This is a genomic window from Xanthomonas sp. WHRI 7065, from assembly GCF_040203115.2.
Classification (GTDB): domain Bacteria; phylum Pseudomonadota; class Gammaproteobacteria; order Xanthomonadales; family Xanthomonadaceae; genus Xanthomonas; species Xanthomonas arboricola.
Window position 1 is genome coordinate 1,443,004 of record NZ_CP168194.1, and the last position, 12,855, is coordinate 1,455,858.

Annotated in this window: 8 protein-coding genes and 1 riboswitch; of the genes, 4 read left to right on the top strand and 4 right to left on the bottom strand. The window is 65.9% G+C overall.

Annotated elements, in window-relative coordinates:
• The first annotated feature begins 327 nt into the window (after positions 1-327).
• Together ABQY64_RS06220 and ABQY64_RS06225 are read left to right on the top strand one after the other, a co-directional pair.
• Complete coding sequence (locus tag ABQY64_RS06220; RefSeq protein ID WP_349779179.1) at positions 328-798, top strand: hypothetical protein; 471 nt, start codon at positions 328-330, stop codon at positions 796-798.
• Between the two features lie 127 nt (positions 799-925).
• Positions 926-1,651: an AraC family transcriptional regulator gene (locus ABQY64_RS06225; protein ID WP_024939479.1), complete on the top strand. Its 726-nt coding sequence runs from the start codon at positions 926-928 to the stop codon at positions 1,649-1,651.
• Between the two features lie 764 nt (positions 1,652-2,415).
• Here the strand turns inward: ABQY64_RS06225 and ABQY64_RS06230 are convergent.
• From ABQY64_RS06230 to gcvP, 4 genes are all read right to left on the bottom strand, one after another.
• Positions 2,416-4,524, bottom strand: coding sequence for a catalase (locus tag ABQY64_RS06230; protein WP_349779178.1), 2,109 nt, complete (start codon positions 4,522-4,524; stop codon positions 2,416-2,418).
• 206 nt (positions 4,525-4,730) lie between these two features.
• Complete coding sequence (locus ABQY64_RS06235) at positions 4,731-5,585, bottom strand: aldo/keto reductase (RefSeq protein WP_349779177.1); 855 nt, start codon at positions 5,583-5,585, stop codon at positions 4,731-4,733.
• Positions 5,586-5,606: 21 nt separating this feature from the next.
• Entirely contained in the window at positions 5,607-7,256 is a 1,650-nt protein-coding gene (locus tag ABQY64_RS06240; RefSeq protein ID WP_349779176.1) for a carboxylesterase/lipase family protein, read from the bottom strand.
• A 428-nt stretch (positions 7,257-7,684) separates the two neighbouring features.
• Positions 7,685-10,618, bottom strand: coding sequence for an aminomethyl-transferring glycine dehydrogenase (gene gcvP / locus ABQY64_RS06245; protein WP_349779175.1), 2,934 nt, complete (start codon positions 10,616-10,618; stop codon positions 7,685-7,687).
• 97 nt (positions 10,619-10,715) lie between these two features.
• Positions 10,716-10,830, bottom strand: a riboswitch (glycine riboswitch).
• A gap of 259 nt (positions 10,831-11,089) precedes the next feature.
• Between gcvP and ABQY64_RS06250 the strand changes: the two genes are divergently transcribed.
• Positions 11,090-12,343 (top strand): multidrug effflux MFS transporter, encoded by a 1,254-nt coding sequence (locus tag ABQY64_RS06250; protein WP_349779174.1) that lies wholly within the window; start codon positions 11,090-11,092, stop codon positions 12,341-12,343.
• 16 nt (positions 12,344-12,359) lie between these two features.
• Positions 12,360-12,761 carry a hypothetical protein gene (locus ABQY64_RS06255; protein ID WP_016901679.1) on the top strand — a complete coding sequence of 134 codons (402 nt, stop codon included), beginning with the start codon at positions 12,360-12,362 and terminating at the stop codon, positions 12,759-12,761.
• The last annotated feature ends 94 nt before the right edge of the window (positions 12,762-12,855 follow it).

The following is a 12,855-nucleotide window of genomic DNA, read 5'->3' on the forward strand; positions in this document are numbered from 1 at the left end:
GTACTCCACGATCAAACCGCAATGATGCAATGCGCTTGCGGAGATGGCGACTCTGCCGCCATATCGGCCATGCCAGGGTTGGTCCGGCGTTCGACACGCAGTCTGAGCAATCGCGCTTCGCCCGTCAGACGATGTTCGGAAGTGGCGCATTGAACTCGATTACGCTTTTTCAGGATGAGTCCGCTTGTAGCGGACCGAGATGGCCTGATCACCGCATCTGGCTGAATGCCAGCATGAGCCAGCAGTGCCGCAGTACACGCAAGCCATGTCAAAATAGCGATTCTTTAACTTCCTCAGCTCCCTGCCAGGATCGCAAGGACCGTCTGCATGCGCACCTTGTTCCGCCCCTCATTGTGGGCGCTCGCCCTCGTCTGTAGTCCTGCCCTGAATGCCGCATCGCGGCCCACGGCGGTGCCTGCGCGCGCGCCCGTGTCTGCGACTGCCGTAGGTGGCACCGATGCGGTGGCCAGTGACCCGGCCGTGCCACTGCCGGCCACGCTGAAGTCCGGCATGGGCTACCGCGCGTTTGCGCAGGCGGTGATGGAGCAGGGCTGGCAGCTGGTGGATCCGCTTGCCGCCGACAGCTGCATGGCCGCCGGCGATTGCGCCGTCGAGTTCGTCGCACCCGGCGGCAGTGCACGCCTGCAGGTGCAGGTCGGCTCGCAGTCCGGTGCGGCGGTGGTCAGTGGCTGGCGCGCGCAGCAAGTGCCGCTGGATCGCATCGGCAACCCCACCGCAGCGGCGGTGGACAGCAAGGCCGCGCCGGCCGCGTCCAAGGTGGCCGACAACCCGCGCTGAGCGCAGTGCGCCGGCGTCTGAGGCGCGCGGCGTATCATGGCGCTGCACGCGCTGCGGCCTGCATCGGTGGCGTGCGTCAGCGCCAGCCGCGTCTTCCTGATCCCGAGTCCAGTCCCGCATGACCTCCATGAAGAGCATCGATCCTGCCGATCTGGAAGCGTTGTTCGATGCGGTGCCGGACGTGCTGTTCTTCGTCAAGGATCGCGAGGGCCGCTATACCCACGTCAACCAGACCATGCTGCGGCGCCTGGGCCTGAAATCGCGCAAGGAATTGATCGGCAAGCGCGTTGCCGAGGTCTATCCCAGCGGGCTGGGCGCCAACTACGCCAATCAGGACGAGCAGGTGCTGGCCGGGGAAGTGATCGACAACCTGCTGGAACTGCATCTGTTCGCCAACCGCGAACCGGGCTGGTGCCTGACCTGCAAACGTCCGCTGCTGGTCGACGGCAAGGTGCAGGGCATCATCGGCATCTCGCGCGATCTGGGGCCGCAGGACGGTCACGAATCGCAGTACGAAAAACTGCGGCTCGCGCTGGCGTACCTCAACGCCAACTACGCGCAGAACGTGCGCATGCAGGCGCTGGTGGAGATCACCGGGTTTTCGATGTCCAAGCTGCAACGCTCGTTCCGCAAGGTGTTCCAACTCACCCCGCAACAGGTGCTGGCCAAGCTGCGCCTGCAGATGGCCATGCATCTGCTGCACGGAAACAAGAGCCTCACCGAAATCGGGCATGCCTGCGGTTTCAGCGATCAGAGTGCCTTCGCACGGCAGTTCAAGCTGGCGGTCGGCATGACGCCACGCGAGTACCGCGCGCTGGCGAACGCGGCGCAGTTTCCTGCCGAACCGGCTTAGTGCGCCTGAGCAAGACGACTGCTCAGTAGCTGAGTTGGTCGAGCACGGCTTCTCTGTAATGCTTGCGGGGAACTGCGTGAATCCATCGAGATTCCGGGTTGCAGTTTCATTTGGTAGATGCAGTCGAAAGCCTGGTTCGTTGAATGTGCGGCGCCCCCACCGCTTGCGGGACACGCCGTGAATCCGTCCATGGAGGCTCGGTGGCGGCATCCATGCCGCCACACGGTCCCGCAAGCGGCGAGGGCACCGCACCAGATAGTTGATCGGTGGCCGCATGAAAAGCTGCCTATCGCTCGACGTGCGTCTGGCATTGCGCCGGCACATTAGTAGCGAACAATGCGCATCGTGCACTGCTCTTAACTTTGCGCACCGACCCTCTCGACTGGTCCTTGCCCGCTCACCGTCGCGGGACCTTACGCGGCATGGATGCCGCGTAAGAGCCTACATGGACGTACTTGCGGCGTGTCCTGCGATGGTGGGCGGGCAAGGGCCTCGCAGCCAAACCGCAGCCCGCCGCTCTACTGCCGACCTAGCCGCACGCGCCGACACCCCAAAGACACGACCGCGCAACAACGTAGATACAGCCGGTTTCCAAGTCGCAGCGTCGTTTATCAGACGCGGCCAAAAGACTGGTCGAAGATTGGCCGTCGCAGAGGATGCGCTAATCTTCAGTTGAGGATAAATTGCTGCCTGCATAAACGACTTGGGCGCGAACGACGTAGAAGTCGTTCGCGCCCAAGCCTGTGCAGCCCATGCGGATGCGGTTACGCCAGCATGCGCACCTTCGGTTCGCGTGCCCACTGGCGGGTCTTGGCGGCAGTGATGAATGCCTTGGTATCTGCCGCCGCGATCACGCCCGCGTCCTTGCCGACATTGCCGGCCTTCAGCAGCAGCTGCGCGCCATCGTCAAAAGCGATTGCCTTCAGATGCGCCCACGCATTGCTGACGAAATCCAGCGCCGCCGATTCGCGTGTCAGCGCTTTGGCAGCTTCCGACGACAACACCACCGCTACCGCGTCGAACACCACCGAGGGTGTGCCGGCCAATTGACCATCGGCAGCCAGTTGCTTGCCGTCGCTGAGCTTGGCACCACCCAGTTTCGGCGCAACGATCTTGACCGTGGCACCGGCGGCTTCGGCGGCCTTGCGCACGGCCTTGATCGTCGCTGCATCGGAGCCATCGTGAATCAGGATGCCGACCGTGCGGCCCTGCAAGGTGTCCTTCATCTTGCCGATCAGCTGCAAGGCAGGCGACAGCGGCATGTCGGTCGGTGCGACCGCAGCCGGCGGTGCCGGCGGCAACGTGGTCATGCCCATGCCATCGGCCACACGCTGTGCCAGCGTCGGGTCGATGTGACGCAGGTGACCGACGATGGCTTCGCGCACGTGAGCGGTCTCCACCTTGGACAACTCGAACACCAGTGCTGATGCCATATGCGCCTGTTCCGGTGCGGTCTGGCTGCGGAAGAACATGCGTGCCTGGCTGTAGTGATCGGCAAAACTTGCTGCGCGTACGCGGCCCTTGGCACCATCTTCGGCCGGTGTTGCGTGGCTCGGGAATCCACGCAGCGCCTCACGCGGCGCATCGGCCTGCAACGAGCTGGGCTCGTAGGCGACACGGCCCTTGGGGACGCCCATCTGCATATGGCCGTCGCGCTGGTTGTTGGCGAACGGGCACTTGGGTGCATTGACCGGGATCTGGTGGAAGTTCGGCCCGCCCAGGCGGCTCAGCTGCGTATCCAGATACGAGAACAGGCGGCCCTGCAGCAGCGGATCGTTGCTGAAGTCGATGCCGGGCACGATGTTGGCCGGGCAGTACGCCACCTGCTCGGTCTCTGCGAAGAAGTTGTCCGGCCAGCGGTCGAGCACCATGCGGCCGACGATCTGCAGCGGCACCAGTTCTTCCGGAATGACCTTGGTCGAATCCAGATGATCGAACGGGAATGCATCGGCTTCCGCCTCGGTGAACAGCTGCACGCCCAGCTCCCACTCGGGGAAGTCGCCGCTCTGGATCGATTCGAACAGATCGCGACGATGGAAGTCCTGGTCGGCGCCGGCGATCTTCACCGCCTCGTCCCAGATCGTGGACTGCAGGCCGAGCTTGGGGCGCCAGTGGAACTTGACGAAGGTGCTGTCGCCCTTTTCATTGAGGAAACGGAAGCTGTGGATGCCGAAGCCTTCGATCATGCGCAGCGAGCGCGGAATCGTGCGGTCGCTCATCGCCCACATGATCATGTGCATCGATTCGGGGCTCAGCGAGATGAAGTCCCAGAAGGTGTCGTGCGCACTGGCGGCTTGCGGGAAACCGCGGTCCGGCTCCATCTTCACCGCATGGATCAGGTCCGGGAACTTCATCGAGTCCTGGATGAAGAATACCGGGATGTTGTTGCCCACCAGATCCCAGTTGCCTTCCTTGGTATAGAACTTCACCGCAAACCCGCGCACGTCGCGCGGCGTGTCCACCGAGCCGGCACCACCGGCAACGGTGGAAAAACGCGTGAACAACGGCGTCTTTTCGCCGACTTCGGTGAAGATCTTGGCGGTGGTGTACTGGCTCAACGACTTGGTCAGCTCGAAGTAGCCATGCGCCGCGCTACCGCGTGCGTGCACGATGCGCTCGGGAATGCGCTCGTGATCGAAGTGGGTGATCTTTTCGCGCAGGATGAAGTCTTCCAGCAACGTCGGCCCGCGCGGCGTTGCGCGCAGCGAGTTCTGGTTGTCGCCAACCGGAATGCCCTGGTTGGTGGTCAGCGGCGGATGGGTGCCGCCGGCCTTCTGATGCAATTCATCGCCCGTGCCGCGCAACGTTTCGGGAATTGCGCTGACAGCAGCGGTGGACGGAAGTTGCGCGGACTTGCTGGGGGACTTGGGCATGGGACTCCACTCTGGCGGGCTTGAGATGCGGGCTGATCCACTGAGCCTGGGAGTGGCGCTGTTAAGTGCACGTGTCTGCATGCGAACGAATACTCACATGCAGCCAAAAGCTTGCGCTGGATCGCAGCTGTCCGATGCGTCTGTCACGCAATGCACCGATGCATGGTCTGCAAGCGCATGCAGCGAACGCGACCGTTACATGCCGACTACAGAAGGTCCAGCGGCTGCTTGCGCGTCGGTGGCGGGAACGCACGGTCCAGTTCGGCAAGGTCCTGCGCGTCCAGGTGCAACGTGCACGCCGCTGCATTCGCGCGCACATGTGCAGGCGTTCCCGATTCGGGAATGGCAATGACCTGGCCACTGCGGATCGCCCATGCCAGCGCTACCGCAGTTGCGGCCACGCCGCGTCGCTCGCCGATCGCGTGCAGTACCGGGTGATCCAGCAATGCGCGGCTGCCCAGCGGCGAATACCCCATCACCGTCACCTCGTGCTGTGCGCACCACGGCAGCAGGTCGAACTCGATACCGCGGCTACCGGCGTGATACAGCACCTGATTGACAAGGCAATGCTGCCCGCCCTCGATCTCCCACAGGTCCTGCATGTCCTCCACATCGAAATTCGATACACCCCAGTCGCGGATCTTGCCGGCATCGCGCAGGGCTTCAAAGGCATCGACCACTTCGCGCAGATCGCTGCCGCCGCGCCAGTGCAGCAGATACAGATCCAGCGTGCGCACGCCAAGCCGCTGCAGGCTGGCCTCGCAGGCACGCGCGATGCCGCGCGCGCTGGCATTGCTCGGCAAGACCTTCGACACCAGATAAGGCCGCTGCGCGCTATCCATGGCCTGGCCGATCAATTGCTCCGACCGGCCATTGCCATACATCTCGGCGGTGTCGATCAGGCGCATGCCCAACTGCTGGCCTGTCTGCAGCGCATCGATCTCCTGCTGCGGCGGGTGTCGTCCCTGGCCCAGATTCCACGAGCCGAGCCCGAGTGCCGGCACGCTGCGTCCGTTGCGCAGGCGCACCGTGGGGCAGGGGGATGGAGTGGAAACGGACATGGGTGGCTCCTGATGATGCGATCAATGCGAGGGTGACTGTGCCGGCGTTGCGGTCGCGTGCGGTAGCGTCAGCGTTGCCTGTGCATCCCAGAACGTGCAGCGATGCCGTTGCGCGAAGTCGGGCGTTGAGCCGATCCTGCCGGGCGACAGCGTCAACGGAGCGTCGCCATCGAAGCGCGGCCATTGCGGACGGCCAGCCCCGTTCGGATCGCCGGTGCGTGCAAACGCGCCCCAGTAATCCTGCAGCGTATCGGCGAAGGCCTGCTGCGCCGGCGTGAACGCCGGCTCGCCACTGAGCACCCACGGACGCTGGAACAGGTACACCAGCTCGGACGCGTGATACGCGCCCAGCGGATGCGAGAACGGCAATCGCAACAGGTCGTAAGGCGCCTGCGGGTCGTCGAATTCGTACGCATACACCGGCGCGCGGCTGCGCAAGGCTTGGCCCAGCCGGCGTGTCGGGCAGGCGAATCCGCCATCGGTGACGATGTCGGCAAACGCATCCCAGCGCGATTGCGCGGCAACGTCCGCGTAGCGCGCCATGATCGCGGTAGGGTCGGCATGCATGCGCTTGAGGCGTGCCTCATAACCGCTGCGCAGGTTGAGCTTGCCGATGTAGGACAGCAGCTGCGCAAACAGCCGCCCTTCGTTGCGGTTGGTGCCGATCAGCACCGGCACCTGCGCATGTTGCAGGTTGGCGATCGCCTCGGCGGGCGGCAACGGCAACACCTCGCCGCCGGACATTGGCGCCCACGCATCGCTGCCGGTCAGGCCACGTCGCTGCGGTTTTGCGTCGGCCACGGTGTCGGCAGGCAATGCGCGCAGGCACGCGGCAACATCGCCTGCGTGCTCGCAGCCAAGCGTCTGCGCCATGCGCACACCGCCGCGCTCGGCCTCGGCACGCGGCAGGCTGGAATCGCTGGCCAGGCAACTGCCGCTCTGCAGGATTGCGCGTTGGAACAGACCGGCCGCGCCCGGTGCGGCCAGTTGATAGCAGATGCTCCAGGCACCGGCCGATTCACCGAACACGGTGACGTTGTGCGCATCGCCACCGAAGGCGGCGATATTGCGCCTGACCCAACGCAACGCAGCCTGTTGATCGAGCAATGCATATGCGCCTTCGCCCTCGCCACGCAGCGCCGGATGCGCGAAGAAACCGAACACCCCCAGCCGGTAATTGGGCGCCACCACGATGACGTTCTGCTGCGCGGCCAATGCACTCAGGTCGTAGTCGACATTGCTGCCCAGCTCCAGCGCGCCACCGTAGATCCACACCATCACTGCGCGCGGATGCGCCGGCGCAGGGCCGGGTGGCGCATAGACGTTGAGGGTGAGGCAATCCTCGGACACCTGCTTCTGCCCGAAGCGATAACGCGGCAGGCACGCCGGCCCGGCCTGGGTGGCATCGCGGACTCCCTTCCAGGCTGGCGCCGCCTGCGGCGCGCGAAAGCGCAATGCGCCCACCGGCGGCGCGGCGAACGGCACGCCCAAGAACACCCGCCCCTGCGCGCCGGCAACACCGCGGACTGCGCCGGCATCGGTCTGCACCACCTCGGCCTGCGCATCGGCCGCGTGCACCAGCGCCGGCACCTCGCCAGGGCGGCGTGGCGCACACGCGGTCAGCGTGCAGGCCGCCAGCAGAAGGATGCCGAAGTGTTTCAGCTGAAGCATGCGCAGGTCTGCCGTGTGCGTGAGGACGTCCGCCATCATCTCCACCGCACGTGTAGGGCAGGCAAACGTGTGGTTGATAGGGCACTGGCATGAGATGGCCGGGTACACGCGTTGCTGTGGAGTGAGCGGGTATCGCTGCCTGCGGCGCATGTGTACCTACTGGCGCAGTCGTCCTGCATGAAGTGTTGATGCATCCGCCTGCGACGGGCAGATGGCATCGCTGTCGCCTGGTCGAGTGCGGTGCGATGAGCGCAGCACGCGCCGGAGGGCAATCTTTCACCGCTGTCCATGAAGAGCGGGCTATCGCCCTGGCTGTGACAAACGCAAAACCTGTGCTGGCGGCTGCAGCGCCGATCCGTCCCTGCAAGGCAACAAAAAACCCAGCCGTGTGACCGGCTGGGTTTCGCGTTTTTACCTGGTGGTGGCGCTTACGCCTCCACATCGTCCTTGTACGCATCCACCGGGATGCAGGCACACATCACGTTCTTGTCGCCGTAGACGTTGTCCACGCGCGCCACCGGCGGCCAGTACTTCTGCTGCTTGAGGCTGGGCAGCGGGAAGGCGGCAAGTTCGCGCGGGTAGGCGTGGGTCCACTCGCTGGCCGACACCTGGGTGGCGGTGTGCGGGGCGTGCTTGAGCGGGTTGTCGTCGCGGTCCAGGCGGCCGTCTTCGATGGCGCGGATCTCTTCGCGGATCTGGATCATCGCGTCGATGAAGCGGTCCAGTTCGTGCTGCGATTCGCTTTCGGTCGGCTCCACCATCAAGGTGCCGGCGACCGGGAAGCTCAGCGTCGGCGCGTGGAAGCCGAAGTCGATCAGGCGCTTGGCGATGTCTTCGGCACCGATGCCGCTGGTCTTTTCCAGCGGGCGGATGTCGAGGATGCACTCGTGCGCCACCAGGCCGTTGCGGCCGGTGTACAGCGTCTTGTAGTGCGGCGCCAAGCGCTTGGCGATGTAGTTGGCATTGAGCAGGGCCACCTGGGTCGCCTTGCGCAGGCCGCCGCTGCCCATCATGGTCACGTACATCCAGCTGATCGGCAGGATCGAGGCCGAGCCGTAGGCCGCCGCGCTGACCATGCCGCCGATGCGCGAGGAGTGTTCACTCCCGCTTTCGGAGTTGAGTCCGCCGCCATGGATGGCGGCAGTTTGACCTTCGCCGGCATGGATGCCGGCACGAGGCAGGTATGGCGCCAGATGCGACTTCACCGCGCACGGGCCCACACCCGGGCCGCCGCCGCCATGCGGAATGCAGAAGGTCTTGTGCAGGTTCAGGTGCGACACGTCCGAGCCCCACTTGCCGGGCTTGGCCACGCCGACCAGGGCATTCATGTTGGCGCCGTCGGTGTAGACCTGGCCGCCATGCGCATGCACCGCTTCGCAGATCGCCACCACGTCCTCTTCGAACACGCCGTGGGTGGACGGGTAGGTGATCATCAACGCGGCCAGACGCTCGGAGTACTTTTCCGCCTTGGCGCGGATGTCGTCGACATCGACATTGCCGTTGGCATCGCACTTGGTCACGACCACGGTCATGCCGCACATCTGCGCCGACGCCGGATTGGTGCCGTGCGCGGATTCGGGAATCAGGCAGATGTCGCGATGCGCTTCGCCGCGCGCGCGGTGATAGGCACGGATCGCCAGCAGGCCGGCGTACTCGCCCTGCGCGCCGGAGTTGGGCTGCAGGCTCACCGCGTCGTAACCGGTGCATTCGACCAGCATCGCTTCCAGCTCCTCGATCAGCTGCGCGTAGCCGGCCGACTGCTCGGCCGGGGCCAGCGGATGGATCGCGCCGAACTCGGGCCAGGTCACCGGGATCATTTCGGCAGTGGCGTTGAGCTTCATCGTGCAGCTGCCCAGCGGGATCATGGTGCGATCCATCGCCAGGTCCTTGTCGGCCAGCGATCGCATGTAGCGCAGCAGTTCGTGCTCGCTGTGGTGGGTATTGAACACCGGGTGTGTCAGGAACGCGCTGCTGCGCAGCAGGCCCTGCGGCAATGCGTCGGCGGTGGCGGCATCAAGCGCGTCCACATCCGCCTGCGCACCGAACAACGCGGCCAGCGCGACCACATCGGCGCGCGTGCTGGTTTCATCCAGGCTGATGCCGACCGCTTCGCTGTCGATCGCGCGCAGGTTGATGCCGGCGGCGCGGGCCTTGGCGTGGATGGCCTCGGCATCGATCGCCTTGACGTGCAGGGTGTCGAAGAACTGCTCGCCCACAGTGACACCGGCGCCGCGCAGGGCGGCGGCCAGGATCGCGGCAAGGCGATGCGTGCGCCGCGCGATGCGGGTCAGGCCCTCGGGGCCGTGGTAGACCGCGTACATCGAGGCCATCACGGCCAGCAGCACCTGCGCGGTGCAGATGTTGGAAGTGGCCTTCTCGCGGCGGATATGTTGCTCGCGCGTCTGCAGGGTGAGGCGATAGGCCGGGTTGCCGGCGGCATCAATCGACACGCCGATCAGGCGGCCCGGCATCGAGCGCTTGTAAGCATCGCGGCAGGCCATGAACGCGGCATGCGGGCCTCCGAAGCCGAACGGCACGCCGAAGCGCTGCGAATTGCCGACCACGATATCGGCGCCCCATTCGCCGGGCGCGGCGATCAGGGTCAGCGCCAGCAGGTCGGTGGCCACCGCGACCAGGCCGCCTTGTGCATGCACTGCATCGGCCAGCGCGGCGTGATCGCCGATGTGCCCGAAGCTGTCCGGGTACTGCAGCAGCACGCCGAAGCACTCGGCCTGCAAGGCCTCTTCCGGCGTGCCGACGCGCAGCACGATGCCCAGTGGCTCGGCGCGGGTGCGCAGCAGTTCCAGCGTCTGCGGGTGCACCGCGTCATGCACGAAGAAGGTGTCCGACTTCGACTTGGCCGAGCGCTTGGCCAGCGTCATCGCTTCGGCCGCGGCAGTGGCTTCGTCCAGCAGCGAGGCGTTGGCGATCTGCATGCCGGTGAGGTCGGCGCACAGGGTCTGGAAGTTGATCAGCGCTTCCATGCGGCCCTGCGAAATCTCGGCCTGGTAGGGCGTGTATGCGGTGTACCAGGCCGGGTTTTCCAGGATGTTGCGCAGGATCACCTTGGGCGTATGGGTGCCGTAATAGCCCTGGCCGATAAAGCTGCGCTGCACCTGGTTCTTGCTGGCGATGGCGCGGATCTTGGCCAGCGCCTCTTCTTCGGTGATCGCCTCGGGCAGCGCCAGCGCCGCTGGCGACTTGATGTTGCCGGGCACGATCGCATCGGTCATCGCATCCAGCGAGGCGTGGCCGACCACCTCCAGCATCTGTGCGATTTCTGCGTCGTTGGGGCCGATATGGCGTTCGACGAACGCACTGTGGTGTTCGAGGTCGCGCAAGGAAGACGTGGTCTGGGACATGGCGGGCATCCGGGGCGGGGGCAGACGAATGGTCGACGGCCACCGGACCGGCGTGACGCGCGCAGCGCATCACCTCCTGTCGCAGCGACAGTCTTCCTCGCGCCCCTCTGTCCTTTTGCCTGAGAGTTTAAGAACGCGGCATGGCGCTGGGCCTGCCTGCGTTCCGTGCCCCTTCGGCGCCGGCATCGGCCGGTCTCTCCAGAGTTGTACTGCGGATGGTATCGGGCCTGAGCGATTACGGGCTGTTGCGCCTTCGGCAGCGGCAGTGCCGCTTCTCCCACCGTGTTGCCGGCCGATTATAGCCTGCGTGCGCACGCGCCGGAGCGCATGCGGCAGGCCCATGCACTCGGGTTTGCTTAACCTTGCAACGGCGAGCGCCTATCATCGACGCCCTTATGCTCATCCCGACGCCGCCCCCCAGGGCGGTGCCGGCGTGCGTCCCCCCCGATGCACCACGTTTCGGATCCCTGCATGACCCCCACCACGCCTTCCACCCGTCGCATGGCGCTGCTGCTCGCCGGGTTGGCGATGTTTGGCCCGTTTTCCATCGACACCATCTTCCCGGCGTTCTCGCGGCTCAGCCGCAGCCTGGCGGTGGACGAGGTGGCGATCCAGCAGACCATCAGCGTCTATCTGCTCGCCTACGGGCTGATGAGCATCGCGCACGGCCCGCTGTCCGATGCCTGGGGCCGCAAGCGGGTGATCCTGGGCGGGCTGGTGCTGTTCATCGCCGGCTCGGTGGGCTGCGCGCTGTCTCAGGACCTGCCCACCCTGCTGGCGTTCCGCGCACTGCAGGGGCTGTCGGCCGGGGTAGGCATGATCGTCGGGCGGGCGGTGATCCGCGACCTGTTCCAGGGGGCGGACGCGCAACGGCTGATGAGCCAGGTGTCGATGATCTTCGGCATCGCCCCGGCGATCGCGCCGATCATCGGCGGCTGGATCCTGCTCAGCGGTGCCGGCTGGCCGCTGATCTTCTGGTTCCTGGTGGCGTTCGGGCTGGTGCTGCTGGTGGCCACGCTGATCTGGCTGCCGGAGACCCACCCGCCGGAGGCGCGCACGCCGCTGCAGCTGCGCCGCCTGATGCACGACTACGTGCGGATCGGCTTCAACCCGCGTTTTCAGCGGCTGGCGGCGGCCGGTGCGTTCAACTTCGCCGGCATCTTCCTGTACATCGCCTCGGCGCCGGTGCTGATCATGCGCCACCTGCACCTGGGCGAGGGCGACTTCGCCTGGCTGTTCATTCCCACCATCGGCGGCATGACGCTGGGCTCGTTCCTGTCCGGGCGCATGGCCGGCAGCATGGATCCGGTGCGGCAGATCCGCATCGGCTTCATCTGCTGCGGCGTGGCGGCGCTGGCGAACCTGGGCTACACCATGACGGCGGCGCAGATCGCGCTGCCCTGGGCGGTGCTGCCGATCTTCCTGGCCGGCGTGGGCATGGCGCTGATCTTCCCGATCCTGGCGCTGGCGGTGCTGGACATGTACCCGCATCAGCGCGGCCTGGCCTCCTCGCTGCAGGCCTTCACCCAGCTGATGACCAATACGCTGGTGGCCGGGGTGCTGTCGCCGCTGCTGAGTGAACACCCGCGCCATCTGGCGATCGGCATGACCGGTTTTTTCCTGCTGGGCTGGCTATTCTGGCGCTGGGAACGCCGCAGCGGCCGCCGTCTACGCCGCCGCCAGGCCGAGGAGGCAGTGCCTCTGGAGCCGGCCGACCATCTCTGACCTCACAGGAGCCTGCATGTCCACCGATTCCAAGCTGCGCCGCGATGCCCGCAAGCGCGCCGCCGAACGCCAGCGCAACCAGGCCGCCGCCAATCCCGCGCCGGTCTCGCCGATCGAGCCGCATGCCGAACTGCGCGACCAGCAACGCACGTTACTGGCCGGCATCGTCCGCCGCGATGGCGAATGGGTGCTGGGCATGGACGGCCGCATTGCCGGCGAAAGCACCAGCGCCGCCCAGGTGCTGGCCCTGATCATGCGCGCGGCCGAGCTGCACGAGCGCCAGGGCACGCCGGTACGGCTGACCTATTCGGATGCGCTCAAGGACGCGGCGCATGCCGAGGCGGCCGCCGACGGCAGGGATTTCGAGGCGTTCCGGATCGAATTCGCGCAGAAGCTGGTGCCCGCGCGCACCAACTGAGGTCATGCACGCAGCGGTGTCGGCGACGCCGGCTCCGAACACTGCCCATTCCGCATCGGCGGGCAGTGTTCGGTGCTGACCTGCGCCAGCGCTT

Bases quoted from the DNA above. Each gene is read 5' to 3' on its own strand.
- ABQY64_RS06240 (WP_349779176.1), bottom strand. From the start codon at position 7,256: ATGCTTCAGCTGAAACACTTCGGCATCCTTCTGCTGGCGGCCTGCACG.
- ABQY64_RS06225 (WP_024939479.1), top strand. From the start codon at position 926: ATGAAGAGCATCGATCCTGCCGATCTGGAAGCGTTGTTCGATGCGGTG.
- ABQY64_RS06220 (WP_349779179.1), top strand. From the start codon at position 328: ATGCGCACCTTGTTCCGCCCCTCATTGTGGGCGCTCGCCCTCGTCTGT.
- ABQY64_RS06230 (WP_349779178.1), bottom strand. From the start codon at position 4,524: ATGCCCAAGTCCCCCAGCAAGTCCGCGCAACTTCCGTCCACCGCTGCT.
- ABQY64_RS06235 (WP_349779177.1), bottom strand. From the start codon at position 5,585: ATGTCCGTTTCCACTCCATCCCCCTGCCCCACGGTGCGCCTGCGCAAC.
- ABQY64_RS06250 (WP_349779174.1), top strand. From the start codon at position 11,090: ATGACCCCCACCACGCCTTCCACCCGTCGCATGGCGCTGCTGCTCGCC.
- ABQY64_RS06255 (WP_016901679.1), top strand. From the start codon at position 12,360: ATGTCCACCGATTCCAAGCTGCGCCGCGATGCCCGCAAGCGCGCCGCC.
- gcvP (WP_349779175.1), bottom strand. From the start codon at position 10,618: ATGTCCCAGACCACGTCTTCCTTGCGCGACCTCGAACACCACAGTGCG.